Source organism: Acinetobacter sp. ANC 5600 (assembly GCF_002018395.1).
Taxonomy (GTDB): Bacteria; Pseudomonadota; Gammaproteobacteria; order Pseudomonadales; family Moraxellaceae; genus Acinetobacter; species Acinetobacter amyesii.
On record NZ_MVKW01000002.1, the window covers coordinates 154,666 to 170,918 of the forward strand.

Sequence of the window (16,253 nt, forward strand, 5' to 3'; positions counted from 1 at the left end):
ACTTACACCTGCCTATCAAATCTGCAGTAGTGGAATTATTGTGGATCAGCTTGAGTTGTTTTCAACAAAGTCTGCAAATTAGCAGCTTTTGGTTTCACAAGCCAGAATTTGCGGCTATAGAAGTCAAACTCGTTGCGGATCTTATACGCCCAAGCACTACCTGTTTCTTTAATATGTTCATCTAAGATACGGCACAAGAACTCTTTGTGTTCTTCCATCGATTCTGTAGAGATACGGTTCAATTCAATCAGTTCGTGGTTGTAATGGTCAACAAAGTCATTGTCGAGGTCGAGCACATAAGCGAAACCGCCTGTCATACCCGCACCAAAGTTATGACCCACTTTACCCAATACAGTCACGATACCACCCGTCATGTATTCACAGCAGTGGTCGCCTGCACCTTCAATCACGGCAAACGCACCTGAGTTACGTACAGCAAAACGCTCGCCTGCTGTACCTGCAGCAAACAATTTACCGCCTGTTGCACCATACAAACAGGTGTTACCAATAATCGCAGTATTTTGCGTTTGGAATGGTGAACCTTTCGGTGGGAAGATCGAGATACGACCACCAGCCATACCTTTACCCACGTAGTCATTCGCATCACCCTCTAGGCTGATGTGTAAACCGCCGGCGTTCCAAACACCCAATGACTGACCTGCAGTCCCTGTTAATTTAACTTTAACAGGGTGCGCTTCCATACTGAGGTTGCCATAACGTTTTGCAATCTCACCCGAAATACGCGCGCCAATTGAACGGTCACAGTTACCGATAGTGAAGCTATATTCACCGCCTGTGCCTGCTTCAATCGCTGGCAGCATTTCAGCTACCATTTTCTCAGCCAATAAACCTTTATCGAATGGTGCATTACCTTGTACTTCACAGTACTGTGCTTTGCCTTCAGCCGCAGGATGCGATTGGAGCAATGCGCTCAAATCAAGGTGTGCATGTTTTTCAGTTTCACCCGGAAGCATTTCCAGTAAATCTGTACGGCCAATCAAATCTTTCAGACTTGCAACGCCTAGCGCTGCTAACCATTCACGTGTTTCTTCCGCAATAAAGTGGAAGAAGTTGATCAGCATTTCAGGCTCACCGATATAGTGTTCCTGACGTAAATGATCTTGTTGTGTTGCAACACCGGTCGCACAGTTGTTTAAGTGGCAAATACGTAGGTATTTACAACCCAATGCGATCATTGGTGTAGAACCGAAACCGAAACTTTCTGCCCCAAGAATCGCTGCTTTCACAACGTCTAGACCTGTTTTCAAGCCACCATCAGTTTGTACACGGACTTTGCCACGCAGGTCATTCACACGTAGCGCCTGATGCGCCTCAGATAGACCAAGCTCCCATGGAGAACCTGCATGGTGAATTGAAGAAAGTGGAGAAGCCGCTGTACCGCCGTCATAACCAGAAATGGTAATGAAGTCTGCGTATGCTTTTGCTACACCAGCCGCAATCGTACCAACACCCGGCTCAGAAACCAGCTTAACGGACACCATCGCCTGTGGGTTAACCTGTTTTAAATCGAAAATTAACTGTGATAAATCTTCGATTGAGTAGATGTCGTGATGCGGTGGCGGAGAAATTAATGTCACACCCGGCACTGAGTAACGTAAACGTGCAATTAAGCCATTCACTTTACCGCCCGGCAACTGACCACCTTCACCTGGTTTTGCACCTTGCGCCACTTTAATTTGAAGGACTTCTGCAGAAGTTAGATATGCAGGGGTCACACCAAAACGGCCAGATGCAATTTGTTTGATTTTCGAGTTACGAATAGTGCCGTAACGCGCTGGGTCTTCGCCACCCTCACCTGAGTTCGAGCGACCGCCAATGGTATTCATTGCGATTGCAATAGCTTCGTGCGCTTCAGGTGACAAAGCACCTAAAGACATCCCAGCCGAGTCAAAACGTGGCAGAATTTCTTCAACGGATTCAACTTGATCGAGTGCAATCGATTGATCTGTTTTCAGCTTGAATAAGTCACGAATCGTCGCAATTGGACGGTTATTCACTAGCTCTGCGTATTCTTTAAAGTCCGCATAATTACCAGAACGCACAGATTTATGCAGCGCATTGATCACATCTGGGTTAAATGCGTGATATTCCTTACCGAATACAAATTTCAGCATACCGCCTTGATCGATTGGCTTACGTGATTTCCACGCCAAATCTGCCAATTTTTTCAAGTCATTTTCTAGATCAGAGAATGTTGCGCCTTTAATACGGCTCGGTACGCCAGTAAAGCATTTTGCAACCACTTCATCAGAGAGGCCGACCGCTTCAAACAACTGACCGCCACGGTAAGAGGCAACAGTAGAAATACCCATCTTAGAAAGGACTTTCAATAAGCCTTTCTCAATGCCTTTACGGAAGTTCGCTTGCGCATGGATTGGGTCACCCAACAATTCGCCTTTCGCGATTAAGTCATTGATCACGTCATATGCAAGGTAAGGATAGATCGCTGTCGCACCGAAACCAAGAATCACCGCAAACTGGTGTGCATCACGTGCTAAACCAGTTTCGACAATAATGTTGGCATCGGTACGTAGACCCACATTGATTAAATAATGGTGAACCGCACCAGTCGCCATCAATGCATTTGCAGGTAAGAAACCTTGACGGATTTTCTTATCAGACAATACAAGTAATGTCTTTCCATCGCGAATCGCTTGCGCAGATTCTTCACAAATACGCGCGATGGCAGCTTCTAAGCCTTCATCTTCTGCATAGTTCAGGTCGATATCTGCAATCTCGTAACCTTTACGACCAAGAGTACGAATTTGATGCATTTTCGAATTTGACAATACAGGGCTTGAAATGATCAGACGATCTGCATGCTCTGGACCTTGTTCAAATACATTTTGTTCACGGCCGAGGCATGTCTCTAATGACATTACGATCGATTCACGTAATGGATCGATTGGCGGATTCGTAACCTGAGCGAACTGCTGACGGAAGTAGTCAGACACATGGCGCACCTGACGAGACAATACTGCCATTGGCGTATCATCACCCATTGAGCCCACGGCTTCCTGACCACTTTCAGCGATTGGACGAAGCAATTGGTCACGCTCTTCAAAGGTAACCATGAACATTTTTTGTGAAGCTTTCAGGTCATCACCTTTTAAGCCTTGATCACATAAATATTCTTCTAGCTCTGGACTACCTTGCACACGTACTGAGTTTTCACGTAACCACTGACGGTACGGACGCATACGTTTGAGGTGATTACTCACATCTTGAGTATCGAGCATTTTGCCGGTAAAGGTATCAATCACCAAGATTTGACCCGGACCGACACGACCTTTAGACACAACGTCTTCAGGTTCATAACCCCAAACACCAATTTCTGATGCCAAGGTGATGTAACCATTTTTGGTAATCACCCAACGTGCTGGACGTAAACCATTACGGTCAAGCATACAAATCGCATGACGACCATCTTGAATTACCAGACCTGCTGGACCATCCCATGCTTCCATATGCTTCGAGTTGAATTCGTAGAATGCACGTAAGTCCGCATCTAAAGTTTCAACGTTTTGCCAAGCAGGTGGAACCAACATGCGTAGCGCACGGAACAAGTCCATACCGCCACCGACAAGGATTTCCAGCATATTATCTAAGCTTGAAGAATCCGAACCTGTACGGTTTACGATTGGATTCAGCTCAGTTAAACCCGGCAGCAATGGGTTTTCAAATTTTGGTGTACGTGCCATCGCCCAGTTACGGTTGGCGGTAATGGTATTGATCTCACCATTGTGTGCTAAGTAACGGAACGGCTGAGCCAATGGCCAACGAGGCAAGGTATTAGTTGAGAAACGCTGATGGAATACAACAATGTGTGACTTTAAACGCTCATCAGCAAGATCGGTATAGAAGTCAGCAATGGCTGCTGGCATCATCAAACCTTTATAGCTGATCACAGTTGAGCATAAAGTGGTTACATAGAAGTATGGGTCAGCAGTCAGCTGTTGTTCTGCACGACGACGTGCCATCACCAACTTACGGTTGAATTCAACCTCTGAAACACCCATTGGGCAATTCACGATAATTTGTTCAAATGCAGGCAATGACTGCATCGCGATTGAACCCAACGCATCGTTATTGGTTGGCACAACACGCCAAGCGATGACTTTACAACCTTCGTCTTCGATTTCTTTGGTTAAAATTTGTTTTGCATGTGCGGCTAATGCAGGGTCTAGGTTTAGAAATACCGTACCCACAGCAAAGATTTCACTCAATGTAATGTCACTGAGTTTTTTCGCTTCGTCACGGAAAAATTCTTTTGGCATAGCAAGGAGTAGACCACAGCCGTCACCGGTTTTACCATCTGCGGCAATACCACCACGGTGGGTCATACAACTTAAACTATGCATTGCGGTTTTGACGAGATCATGGCTTGCATCACCCTGCATATGGGCGATTAAACCGAAACCACAGTTATCTTTAAACTCATCCGGTTGGTATAAACCTTGAGCGGGAGCTACAGTATTAGGCGATGGCATGTGCATAGCGTACCCTTCTTTTCTTTACAGCTCTTTCGAGCACTTAACAAACTAATTTCTTGTTGCGATTCGTCTTAACTTACTCACATGAATTGTTCTGTCGAGCAAAATTATTTCTTATTCACACCCTTAAGATAAACCGAATTCATCTTAGATGCATGATAAAAGTCAAATTTTCTGCTTTTGCAGTTCAGATCAGGGATAACGACTGGATTAATGACTTCGCACTTTTATCGAATCATTTTCGCGCCAAAACAGGGAGAAAAGTTCAATTTACGCACCAATTAAGCAATTTACATGCCAACTTGATGCATTTTCTCCTAAGATGGCTGATTACAAACATTTTTTAGTTATAACAAATAATTTAAATTGTTCTTTTATAATTTTATGCACTTTTTCTGTGCAGTTTAGACTTTTCCTAAGACATCTTGCGCTATTTTAGAACTAATTGAATGGATCGGTTACTTCTTGCTCTACCGGTGCAGGTTTTGGACGTGGTGCATCTACACTACTTTGTGATTTTTGCACATCAATCACATTCCCTTCAGCATCACGGCGAGTCACCGTAGTACTTGTTGTTGCATTAGCTGGAGTTGTTACCGTCGCTGCAGCCGCTGCTTTTCGTGCTGCGATTTGAGCTTCATCAATTTTCGGTAAAGGCACAGACTTTAATTTAACAGCATATAACTTTTGACTCGACGACATTTCTTCCGCGCCTAAGTCATTCACATATGGTTGATATTGTTTAAATTCCACAACCTTAGGTTTAATTGATGCAGGCAAAGCAATATTTAGGCTCGACATTGCAGTTTTCGCATCATTTTGAGACGAATATGGTCCTGTTAAAATGACGTATTGCTCAGGATGGTCTTCACCAGAAAGACGTAGATAAATAAATTTATGACGCTCAGGCTGCTTGCGTAAGAAGCTTTTTAAAATATTTTCTTCAGAAACCCTAAATAATTCAATACCATAAAACTTGACAGAATCATTGATAAATTTAGTGCCGCGGAATTCTGGTTCATGTTGAGCTGTAGCAACCACACGGGTCGTCATATCAAGCGGACGCACTTCGTCATTTAATGCACCAAGATGGGACATTGCTGCCACTTTCTCTGGCTGAATTTGTAAATCGACTTCGGTTTCCGCTTGTTTTTCAACTTCAACCAATTCTTTGGTATCTGTAATCGCCCAAAAAACCAATGCAGCGAACAGACACACAGCTCCACCCACCAACCATGTGTAGTGATGAACTTTTTGCCATTGAGACTGCCGCGCTGCCATGATGTACCTACTCTGCCTGATTTGCCAAAATTGCCTGTTTCATTAATTCGACATCAAACTCTTTGGTGATGATGGCCTGACCTAATGATTTCAGTAAAATAAGTCGTAATTGCCCATTCAGTACTTTTTTATCATGGGACATATACGCCAAAAATTCCTCTAGCGGAATTTTAGGACAAACTATCGGTAATTGTGCACGTAAAATGATTTTTTTTGTACGCTCTAAATCTTCAACTGTGATCCAGCCCATACGATGGGACAAATCTGCAGCCATCACCATCCCTGTTGCAACGGCTTCGCCATGTAACCATTCACCATACCCCAAGTACGATTCAATCGCATGGCCAAAGGTATGACCCAAGTTTAATAACGCACGCTCACCTTGTTCTTTTTCATCATTGGCCACAATACGCGCTTTATGGGCACATGAACGATAAACCGCTTCAGCCAACAAAGTTGCATCACCTGCAACTAAAGCATCCATATGCTGTTCAAGCCAAGTTAAGAATTCAACATCACCCAACAACGCATATTTGATCACTTCAGCCAAACCTGCAGAAAGTTCACGCGCTGGCAAAGTTTTTAATTGCGCCATATCCGCAAGAACCACTTGGGGTTGCTGAAAGGCACCAATCATGTTTTTACCTAGTGGATGGTTAATCCCTGTTTTGCCACCAACACTTGAATCCACTTGAGAAAGTAAAGTCGTCGGTACTTGAATAAAATACACACCGCGTTGATAGCATGCAGAGGCAAAACCGGTCATATCTCCAATAACACCACCACCTAATGCCAAAACCGTACAATCGCGGTTAAAGCCTGCTTCGAGCAAGGCATCAAAAATTAAATTCAAATGGTCTAAATTTTTATACTTTTCACCATCAGGCAAAATACATGTCGCAACAGTTTTCCCTAATGCCTCAATTGCTTCTACATAATGTTTTAAATAGAGCGGTGCAACTGTGGTATTAGAGACTATCATCACTTGTTTACCCTGAACATAAGGCTCAAGTAAAGTTTGTGGATTAAGGTCACTCCCAATAAAAATAGGGTAGCGACGATCACCGAGTTCAACATGTAAGGTTTGCATGAATTTAACCTTTTCTAACGAGATATATTTTGTGAAACAATTAAATTAAAAATTTTTTGCGCAAGATCTCTCGCAGCACCTTGATTGGTTTCAATAATATAGTGCGCGACTTCACGATAAAGAGGATCACGGGCAGCCAATAAATCTCGTAGCTTTTGCTCTGGATTTTCCACTTGAAGAAGTGGGCGATTTTTGTCGCGGTAGGTTCGTTGTAACTGAATTTCCACCGGAGTATATAGATAAACAACAATACCACGTTGTTTTAAAAATTCACGATTTGGGGGCTGAGTCACAGCACCACCGCCAGTCGCCAAGACCAGTTGTTTCTTTGCAGTTAACTCATCAATGACATTCGTTTCACGACTTCTAAAGCCTTTTTCCCCTTCCTTTTCAAAAATCCAAGGAATGGTCGCACCTGTTTTACGTTCAATTTCATGATCACTGTCTAGAAATTCACGTCCTAACAATTCTGCTAAATGTCGCCCTACGGTTGTTTTTCCTGCCCCCATTGGCCCTACCAAATAGATATTTGGTAGGGTTTCAAACTCTTTGCTTGGCAAGGAGTCACCTATTTCTTTTGTTAAATTGAAAATATATTAATGATTTCTCGTAACACTGTCATTAACAATTCGCGGAGTAACAAAAATCAGCAACTCATTTTTTGCATCGCTTTTCGTATCTTTACGGAATAAGCGACCAACATAAGGAATATCACCTAAGAACGGTACTTTAGTTTGCTTACTTTGTGTTTCCTGATTAAAAATACCGCCGAGCACAACAGTTTCACCATTGTTGACTAAGACATCGGTATTAATTTCATTTTTATTCAGGATGATTTCACCATTTTGTGCATAACCTGCTGGTGAGTCGCTCTTGATATTCAGCTTCATTTGCACTTTACCATCTGGAGTAATGCTAGGCGTGACATCCAAACTTAATAAAGCTTCTTTAAACTCGGTAGAAGAAGTCGCATTTGAACCTGTACCCGTTGTGGTTTGATACGGAATTTCTTGTCCCGAAGCCACTTTCGCTTGTTGTTTATCCGCTGTCAGTACCTTTGGTGTAGAAATGACTTCACCATAACCATCTGCTTGTAAAGCAGAAAGCTCTAAATCCAACATAAAATCAGAAAGACTGATTAAGCCGAACGCAATTCGACTGGCACCTGCAGTAGTCACCCCTAAGTCCACGTTTAAGTTACTTGGACGTTGAATCGTATATTTCCCATCATCATCCGGTGTTTTTAAGTCCCAAAGCGTAGTATCACTACCACCCACCAATAAATGGTCATTTTGGTTAATCCCTTGAGACAAGAGACCCCATTTCACACCCATTTCTTTGGTAAAGTCGGTAGAAGCTTTTACAATACGTGCTTCTACCATCACTTGTTTTACCGATACATCTAAAAGATCAATCATCTTACGAATTTGATCAATTTTAGTAGAGGTATCATTAATTATTAAAGTATTAGTCCGGGGGTCAGTTGAAACTGTTCCACGTGGGCTAAGCAAACTTCCGACATTTTCACCAGTATAATCATTACTATTTGATGAGTTTGAGTTTGAGTTTGAGTTTTTAGAATTCCGACCTTCTGTAATAAGTTTTTCGACGTCTGTTGCCTTAGCATAACTGAGTTGAATGTATTCAGTTTGAAGAGGAGCTAGCTTTACACTTTGTGCAATCGCTTTCGCTTCTTCTTCTTCCGCTTTAATCAACTCAGATACAGGCGCAATCCAAATCACATTACCATTACGACGTTTGTCCAAATTCTTGGTTTTCAATACGATATCTAGTGCTTGATCCCAAGGCACGTCTTTCAAACGAAGTGTAATATTTCCTTGAACCGTATCAGCAGCAACCATATTGATTTCAGTAAAATCAGCCAAAAGTTGCAGCACACGACGTACTTCAATATCTTGGAAGTCTAATGAAATCTTCTTACCGGTATAATGATTGGCAGCTTTAGGACGTAATGGATTCTTATCTTCCGGACGTTTCAAACTTACCGTTAATTTATTGTCAGTTTGGTACGCCATATATTCATAGCTGCCCGTCGACTGAATGGTAATCACACCATTACCGCCATCATTATGTGCATCTACCGTTGCAACAGGTGTTGCAAAATCATTGACATTTAAACGGCGAGTCAAATGTGCAGGTACTTTATTGCCTAAAGTACGGATCACCACTTTACTGCCTTGCTGTTGAACATCAACGGGGGTATTTCCACCCAGTAAATCAACAACAACTTGACCTTCACCATTAGAACCACGGTGGAAACCAATATTTGAGATGCCCTGTTGCTGACGTTGTGCTACAGGCTGTACATAATTTGCAGCTTGTGCAGAGTTGATTTTTAAAATAAAGGTATTACCTTCAACACGCGTGGTAAAAGCGCCAGCATTGGCTAAATTCACAGTTAAGCGCGCACGTTGTGCATCCGAACTCACATCCACAGTGCTCGCTTCAGCCGTTGCAACAGGAATTGAACTTTGTTTTAAATTTTGCTGTGCTTTATCAAAGTCTAAAACCAATCGTGATGGTTGATCGAGTTGATAAGCTTGTGGTTGCGGCGGCAAGCCATTAAACATCACGCGAATTTCAGTCCCTTGACCTGGAATTTGCATTGGTACCACATTGGTTACACTCACCTGAGCATTGGCAACTTGCATCATCGCCATTGCAACAGCCCCCATCGAAAACTGACGAAACACATGATTCATTGTATTGCCATCCCCAAAAATAAAATCTTGTACACTATTCTTCATTTTTATTCCTTTAAGCTTAAGGTGCTGGTCCAATTAATATGAGACTTCTAGGACGCTCTACATATCCTTCTCGCCCATCCGGAATAATCTCAATCAAATCAATTTGAGTCGGGGTAATATTTACCACCCGACCATGATTGAGCCCCATATAACTTCCACGTTGAATACGCTCAACTTCACCATCAGGTGTCTGAATCAAGGCTAATATTTGCCCAGATTGGTTACGCATACTACCCTTCATATTCAGGGTTTCGAGTGCATAACTCTCCAAAGGTTGAGGCTGACGGCTCAAGTTTGGATAAACACGCTTACCTGCCATGATTTTAAGTTCTGCTGCCAAGGAACTTGGCAAGAACGGACTTTTTAAAGAATGCGCCGCATAATTAAAAGTTTCGACAGGTACAAAATCTGGCGCTGGTTCAATCGCTAGTGGCGCTTGATTGCGTATATTTGCCATCTCTTGATTGACCACATCAATACGTGATTCACAACCAGCCAATACAAATCCAACCATCACAGAAAGTGCCAATTTATTCATTTTCATTTTGGAGCCTCCTGTGTGCTTGCTGAATCTGCAGCTTTCGCAGCACTTTCAGTATTCCCTTCATAACGATATGTTTTTGCAGAAATCACATAGTCAATTTTTGGAATATCTGAGTTCTTTTCTTTATTTTCAGTTGCTGTAATCGTTAAATTATGCAAAGTCACAATCCGTGAAAGCCCCGCAATACTACTTACAAATGAACCAAAGGCGTGGTAATCACCTGTTGCCTCAATATGAATTGGCTGTTCCGTAAAGAACTCTTGCTTCACTTCAGGCTCAAGACGAATAATTTTAAATTTCAATCCAGAATTCACGCCTGTTAAGTTGATATCTTCAACCAAACCTGGAATTTCAGTTTCTTTCGGCAATTGTTCTAACTGTTGATTAAAACGTGCTTCCATATCCTGCAACTGCAATTGATATTGTTGCAAATTACGTAGTTTTGAATCTTTTTCACGAAACTCATTTAACAAGTTTTGTTCTTGTGCATTGGCACTTGAAATAGCTTCAATCTTGCCTTTAATCGCCAAGAAATAGCCCAAAATTGCCACAAGGATAATGATAAAAATCCAGCAGGTAATTTTGACTGAAATTGGCCAACTACCATAGTTATTCGGATCTAGCGTATTGAACTGCTGTACAAACTTATCAAAAGTCATTTTCTTTTTCGGAATGACCACAGCATCTTGATTCAATTGTTCAAATTCATCACGACTCATTTTGCAGCCTCCGGAGTTGGTGTTGCTGCAGTTTGTGCGTCAGATGTTTGCGCCGATGAAGCTGACTGTCCTGCATTTGCTGCTGGATCATTAATGGTCGGCTGCGCAATTTGCTCCAAATCAGCAGTCACAGTAAATGCACCATAAGATTCTTCTACGCGAGGAACCACTGACGTCGGTGCTTTGTCTTTTTTCTCTTCCGCCACAAGGAATGAGCTCATGAAGGCATTACGATACCAAGGTGACGCTTCCAAATTACGCAGTAGATCTGCAACAGTGTTTGGACTTTCCGCACGCCCTTCGATCATAAATTTGTCGCCATTACGTTCAAATTTTGTGATGTACATATTGGCAGGTGTCACACGAACCAATTCATCTACAAGATGTACAGCGATTGGACGTTGACCTTGTAAGCCTTGAATCAACTTCATTCGTTCAATAATGGCATTACGCTGTTCTTGTAAACCATCCAAAGACTTTAATTGAACATCTAAGTTTTGGTTATGACTGATAATCAATTGGTTCGCTTGTTCTTGATCTTTTAATTTATGATCAAAGTACAACCATGTTAAACCAACCCCAATTACCCCAATTAAGAAAGCCCCAATACAAAGTGCAATAAATTCTTTTTTTCGTTTCTCTCTTAGCTCATCACGCCAAGGGAGCAAGTTAATTTTTGCCATTAATCAAAACTCCTCAATGCTAGACCGCATGCCACCATGAGTGATGAGGCATCATTTTCAATTTTTTTAATATCAATTTGAGGTGAAAAACCCATTTGTAAGAATGGATTGGCAATCGTGACGCGGTAACCCAATTTTTGTTGAAGTAATTTTGCAAGCCCCGGAATATTGGCATTCCCCCCTGCCAATAAAATATGGTCAATTTCGTTGAACTGTGAAGATGAGAAAAAGAACTGTAAAGAACGTGCTGCTTGTTGAACGACAGCTTCTAAGAAGGGTTCTAAGACTTCGATATCATAATCATCTGGCAAGGCACGTGTTTTTTTCGCACGACCCGCTTCTTCGAAAGACAATGCATAGCGATTTTGAATTTCCTGTGTCAATTGTTTGCCACCAAACACTTGCTCACGGGTATAAATCACTTTGTTATTCTGCATGACAGATAAGGTCGTCATACTATGACCAATATCTAAAATACCCACGGTATTCACACCCATTGGCAAAGTATCTGAGAAAACTTTAAACGCATTTTCAATTGCAAAGCTTTCTACATCGCCAATTTTTGGTGTAAGACCAGCAAGCTGAATGACTTCCGCACGCGCTTCGACATTTTCAATACGCGTAGCGACAAGCAAAACATTGACACGATTTGGGTTGGACAGACGATCTGGCAAGACCTCAAAATCAAGGCTCGCTTCATCAAGTGGGAACGGAATATATTGCTCAGCATCATCACGAATCTGAATTTCACGTTCATCATCGTTCATATCTGCGTCCATTTCGATGATTTTTGTAATCACCATCGACGTTGGAACCGCCAAAGCTGCATTAGTGGTCTGCGTATTGGCCAAATTAATTGCGCGCTCTAAACAGTCACCGACAGCTTCCGGATTCAATATGTTCTTTTCAACAACACTTCCTTCTGGTAATGGCACCAAAGCATAGCTTTCTACCCAATACCGCCCACTCTTTACAGAAAGTTCCAAAACCTTAACAGAAGTCGAACTAATATCTACTCCTATTAACCCCTTATTTGGCTTACGATATAACCTGAGCACAATATAATTCCTATTATTTTTTTATCCCCAAAAAAATTAACCCACTAATTAGCATTGGTCTATAATTTTATACAGATACAATAACTCATCTAACAATCCGTATATCGAAAGGATATACTGACCACCAATTAGTTTGCCATTAGCTCTTATTAAAACTTACTTGTTATGAAAAAGCTATCTTGTTCAGGCCTTGTTCATCCATTTTTTTTGGCCATTATTATTGTTTTGGTCGCAATTCCAATGGGTTTCTATGGCATGTATCTCTATATTGCCCCGTCTTTGCCTGAAATGTCCATCTTAAAAAAGGCTCCATTATTAAAACCATTGCAAGTTTATAGTGCTGATAATGAGCTGATTGCAGAATATGGTGGCAAACTTTCGGTTCCTGTAGAGTACGACCAAATCCCGTCTCATTTCATTCATGGCTTTTTAGCTGCGGAAGATTCTTCGTTCTTTGAACACAGCGGAATTAGTTTCAAAGGATTGGGGCGTGCCGTCAGTGAAAGTATTACAGGCTCAGATGTGCAAACGGGTGGTTCAACCATTACCATGCAGGTTGCAAAAAACTATTATCTGACTCCAGAGCGTACTTTAAAACGTAAACTAACCGAAGTTTTCCTTGCTCGAAAAATTGAACAAAATCTAAGTAAGGAAGAAATTTTAACGCTGTATGTTAACAAAATCTTTTTGGGCAAAAATGCATACGGGATCGCAGCAGCTGCAAAAATTTATTATAACAAGAGCTTGCAAGATTTGAGCTTGGCTCAAATGGCAATGATTTCAGGCCTACCCAAAGCACCATCAAAATATAATCCTGTAGCCAATCCAAAACGTGCTTTAGAGCGTCGTAATTGGATTTTAGGACGTATGTTGCAATTGGGTTATATCAATCAATCGGAATATCAAGAAGCAATTGCTGAACCAATTAATCTCGATATGCCTGACCGCGGAGTTAGCAACAAATTCCCCTATGTCGGGGAAATGGTTCGCTCTGAGCTCGTAGAAAAGTTTGGCGAACAAGCGATAGATTCTGGCTATAAAGTCTATACCACCATCAACAGCCAACGCCAAGCTTATGCTGAGCAAGCTGTGCAAGATGGTCTTGAAGCTTACGATAGACGACATGGTTGGCGTGGTGCAGAAGCACATGATGAGCCATTAAAAAACTTTATTCCATATGCTAACACTTATCCTGCCGAAGTCACTAAAGTCAACAACACCAGTATCGAAGTGTTGATGCAAGACGGCAGTAGTGTGACTGTTCCATGGTCAGGTCTGTCTTGGGCACGTCCCTATCGCAATGCCAATAGTGTAGGCAATGCGCCAAGCAAAGCCTCACAAATTGTTAAAGTAAAAGATATTATTCGCCTACGTCCAAATGCTGATAAAAGCTCATGGGCTTTGGTGCAAATTCCAAAAGCGCAAGGTCAATTGATCGCACTCAACCCCAATAATGGTGGCATTGAAGCCATTGTCGGTGGTTATAATTTTTATCAATCTAAATTTAACCGTGCTCTACAAGGCTGGCGTCAGCCGGGTTCAACCATTAAACCCTTTGTTTATGCTTTAGCACTTGAACGCGGTATGACTCCATACTCCATGGTCAATGACAATCCAATTACCATTGGCAAATGGACGCCTAAAAACTCTGACGGTCGCTATCTAGGGATGATTCCTCTACGTCGTGCCCTCTATTTATCACGTAACACGGTCTCTGTTCGTTTATTACAAGTTGTCGGGATTGAACGTACTCGCCAATTATTTATGGATTTTGGCTTACAAGAAAACCAAATTCCACGTAACTACACCATTGCTTTAGGTACCCCACAGGTATTACCGATTCAAATGGCGACAGGTTATGCGACTTTTGCCAACGGTGGATATCGTATTCAACCGCACTTTATTAGCCGTATTGAAGATGCTTATGGCAAAGTGATTTATCAAGCCAATCCTGAATATGCATGTATTCAATGTATTAATCAAAAAGACGAAGTTGAATCTGCAGATCCAACCACGCCGGATGATGAAGTGATTGAAGTCACCAATCAGGATAACAAGCCCGCTGAATCAAAAATTTCCGATACTGAAGCAGCAAACTATAAACAAGCTCAGCGGATTTTGAAGTCAAGTTCGGCCTTTGATATGGCGAACATCTTGCGTGACGTGATTCAACACGGTACAGGTCGTGCGGCTTTAAAAATTGGTCGCGGTGATTTAGGCGGTAAAACCGGTACAACCAATGATGCAAAAGACGCGTGGTTTGCTGGATTTAATGGAAAATTGGTCACTGTGGCTTGGGTCGGTTTTGACCAACCCTCTACTTTAGGTCGCCGTGAATATGGTGGTGTTGCAGCATTGCCTATTTGGTCAGATTTTATGGCGAAATCACTTAAAGGTACACCTGAAGCTTGGGTGCGTTTAGACACCCATGCCAAGAATCCAATCAACCGTAATTCGGCTAAAGCGACTCAAGGTCAACCTGAACAAGATCGTGCAGCAACACCACCAATGGCTCAACCGCTGTATCGTCCTGCTCCTGTTGCACCGAAGCCGCAGGCTTCGCAAAATGATTTTGACGACCTTCCTGGGTCTACTGAAACCAATCTTGCACCGACTCGAACTGCGCCTCCGCCAATGCAGCCTAAACCACAAGGTGCAGAGCATAAAACGGACGCACTTGATCATCTCATCGATCAAGTTCAGTAAATACTGCATAAAAAAAGCCCTCAAACGAGGGCTTTTTTATCACTTCCAATGCATTATTTCTTTTTAAAGAGATAAATTTGATACTGCGCTTGCAACTCAAATTGTTCATTTTTTTCTAGAGCTTCTCGACGCTCAGCTTTGACTTTATAGGCATAAGGTGTCATTGCAATTAAGTTTTTGAGATCCTGCTGAGAAAGTGACATTTTCGCCTGTACTACTTGCTCACTTTCCAATTCAAAGTCAGCAGCTAGTTGTTCCACAAATTTATGCGGTTCATGGGGTTTTACTTCTTCAAATAAGGCTTCACGCATTGCATAAAGATGCTCTGGCGCAGGTGTGACCACCATCAAGTGCCCCTCAGGCTTTAACACACGAAGGATTTCTTCTTTAGGAATAGGACTAAATAAACTCGTACACAAGTCAATTGAGTGATCTAACACAGGCAAGGTCGCCCCTGTCCCTACCACCCAAGTCACCTCTTTATTCAACTTAGCAGCCACTTGTACTGCGTTTTTAGCAATATCGACACCCACACACTGTAATACTTCAGCTTGCATCGCATTGGTGTAATAGCCTTCACCACAGCCAATATCCAACAAGTTTTCAACACGTAACTTTTGAATCAAAGCCACTACTGCCTGTTGCAAAGGTGCATAGTGACCTGCACTTAAAAATGCTCGACGCGCCTGTACAGATTCAGGCGTATCACCCGGGTTTTTACTGTGTTTATGCTGAACCACATGTAAATTGACATAGCCTTGTTTTGCAACATCATAGCTATGATTATTTTCACAGCGCCATGTCCGCTCTGTGAGTTTCAATGCTTCACGGCATACAGGACACATCAACAGGTTCATCATTTACTCCACTAGATTTTGAAATAAAAAAAC

Annotated in this window: 11 protein-coding genes; 1 reads left to right on the forward strand and 10 read right to left on the reverse strand. The window is 42.1% G+C overall.

What is annotated here, in order from left to right; translation table 11 throughout:
- Window positions 1-35: 35 nt before the first annotated feature.
- From gltB to B1201_RS04645, 9 genes are all read right to left on the reverse strand, one after another.
- Window positions 36-4,511, reverse strand: coding sequence for a glutamate synthase large subunit (gene gltB, locus B1201_RS04605; protein WP_171263750.1), 4,476 nt, complete (start codon window positions 4,509-4,511; stop codon window positions 36-38).
- A 444-nt stretch (window positions 4,512-4,955) separates the two neighbouring features.
- A complete protein-coding gene (locus B1201_RS04610; protein ID WP_078192527.1) occupies window positions 4,956-5,795 on the reverse strand; it encodes a hypothetical protein in 840 nt (279 codons plus the stop codon).
- Window positions 5,796-5,802: 7 nt separating this feature from the next.
- A complete protein-coding gene (aroB, locus tag B1201_RS04615) occupies window positions 5,803-6,885 on the reverse strand; it encodes a 3-dehydroquinate synthase (protein ID WP_078192528.1) in 1,083 nt (360 codons plus the stop codon).
- 14 nt (window positions 6,886-6,899) lie between these two features.
- Window positions 6,900-7,445: a shikimate kinase AroK gene (gene aroK / locus B1201_RS04620; protein WP_078189378.1), complete on the reverse strand. Its 546-nt coding sequence runs from the start codon at window positions 7,443-7,445 to the stop codon at window positions 6,900-6,902.
- A gap of 36 nt (window positions 7,446-7,481) precedes the next feature.
- Complete coding sequence (gene pilQ, locus B1201_RS04625; protein WP_171263751.1) at window positions 7,482-9,608, reverse strand: type IV pilus secretin PilQ family protein; 2,127 nt, start codon at window positions 9,606-9,608, stop codon at window positions 7,482-7,484.
- Window positions 9,609-9,669: 61 nt separating this feature from the next.
- Entirely contained in the window at window positions 9,670-10,197 is a 528-nt protein-coding gene (locus B1201_RS04630) for a pilus assembly protein PilP (RefSeq protein WP_078192530.1), read from the reverse strand.
- Window positions 10,194-10,916 carry a type 4a pilus biogenesis protein PilO gene (locus B1201_RS04635; RefSeq protein WP_078192531.1) on the reverse strand — a complete coding sequence of 241 codons (723 nt, stop codon included), beginning with the start codon at window positions 10,914-10,916 and terminating at the stop codon, window positions 10,194-10,196. Before B1201_RS04635 ends, B1201_RS04630 begins: the two co-directional genes overlap by 4 nt.
- Window positions 10,913-11,599, reverse strand: coding sequence for a PilN domain-containing protein (locus B1201_RS04640; protein WP_078189382.1), 687 nt, complete (start codon window positions 11,597-11,599; stop codon window positions 10,913-10,915). The genes B1201_RS04635 and B1201_RS04640 overlap by 4 nt, the downstream gene beginning before the upstream one ends.
- Complete coding sequence (locus tag B1201_RS04645; RefSeq protein ID WP_078192532.1) at window positions 11,599-12,657, reverse strand: pilus assembly protein PilM; 1,059 nt, start codon at window positions 12,655-12,657, stop codon at window positions 11,599-11,601. Before B1201_RS04645 ends, B1201_RS04640 begins: the two co-directional genes overlap by 1 nt.
- A 165-nt stretch (window positions 12,658-12,822) precedes the next feature.
- Here B1201_RS04645 and ponA point away from each other — a divergent pair, with 165 nt between their 5' ends.
- Window positions 12,823-15,363: a penicillin-binding protein PBP1a gene (ponA, locus tag B1201_RS04650; RefSeq protein ID WP_078192533.1), complete on the forward strand. Its 2,541-nt coding sequence runs from the start codon at window positions 12,823-12,825 to the stop codon at window positions 15,361-15,363.
- 53 nt (window positions 15,364-15,416) lie between these two features.
- Here the strand turns inward: ponA and B1201_RS04655 are convergent, their stop codons facing one another.
- On the reverse strand, window positions 15,417-16,220 hold the full coding sequence (locus B1201_RS04655) for a putative RNA methyltransferase (RefSeq protein WP_078192534.1): 804 nt from the start codon (window positions 16,218-16,220) through the stop codon (window positions 15,417-15,419).
- Window positions 16,221-16,253: the final 33 nt, after the last annotated feature.

Bases quoted from the DNA above. Each gene is read 5' to 3' on its own strand.
- gltB (WP_171263750.1), bottom strand. From the start codon at position 4,511: ATGCCATCGCCTAATACTGTAGCTCCCGCTCAAGGTTTATACCAACCG.
- B1201_RS04640 (WP_078189382.1), bottom strand. From the start codon at position 11,599: ATGGCAAAAATTAACTTGCTCCCTTGGCGTGATGAGCTAAGAGAGAAA.
- aroB (WP_078192528.1), bottom strand. From the start codon at position 6,885: ATGCAAACCTTACATGTTGAACTCGGTGATCGTCGCTACCCTATTTTT.
- B1201_RS04655 (WP_078192534.1), bottom strand. From the start codon at position 16,220: ATGAACCTGTTGATGTGTCCTGTATGCCGTGAAGCATTGAAACTCACA.
- B1201_RS04635 (WP_078192531.1), bottom strand. From the start codon at position 10,916: ATGAGTCGTGATGAATTTGAACAATTGAATCAAGATGCTGTGGTCATT.
- pilQ (WP_171263751.1), bottom strand. From the start codon at position 9,608: ATGAATCATGTGTTTCGTCAGTTTTCGATGGGGGCTGTTGCAATGGCG.
- B1201_RS04610 (WP_078192527.1), bottom strand. From the start codon at position 5,795: ATGGCAGCGCGGCAGTCTCAATGGCAAAAAGTTCATCACTACACATGG.
- B1201_RS04630 (WP_078192530.1), bottom strand. From the start codon at position 10,197: ATGAAAATGAATAAATTGGCACTTTCTGTGATGGTTGGATTTGTATTG.
- ponA (WP_078192533.1), top strand. From the start codon at position 12,823: ATGAAAAAGCTATCTTGTTCAGGCCTTGTTCATCCATTTTTTTTGGCC.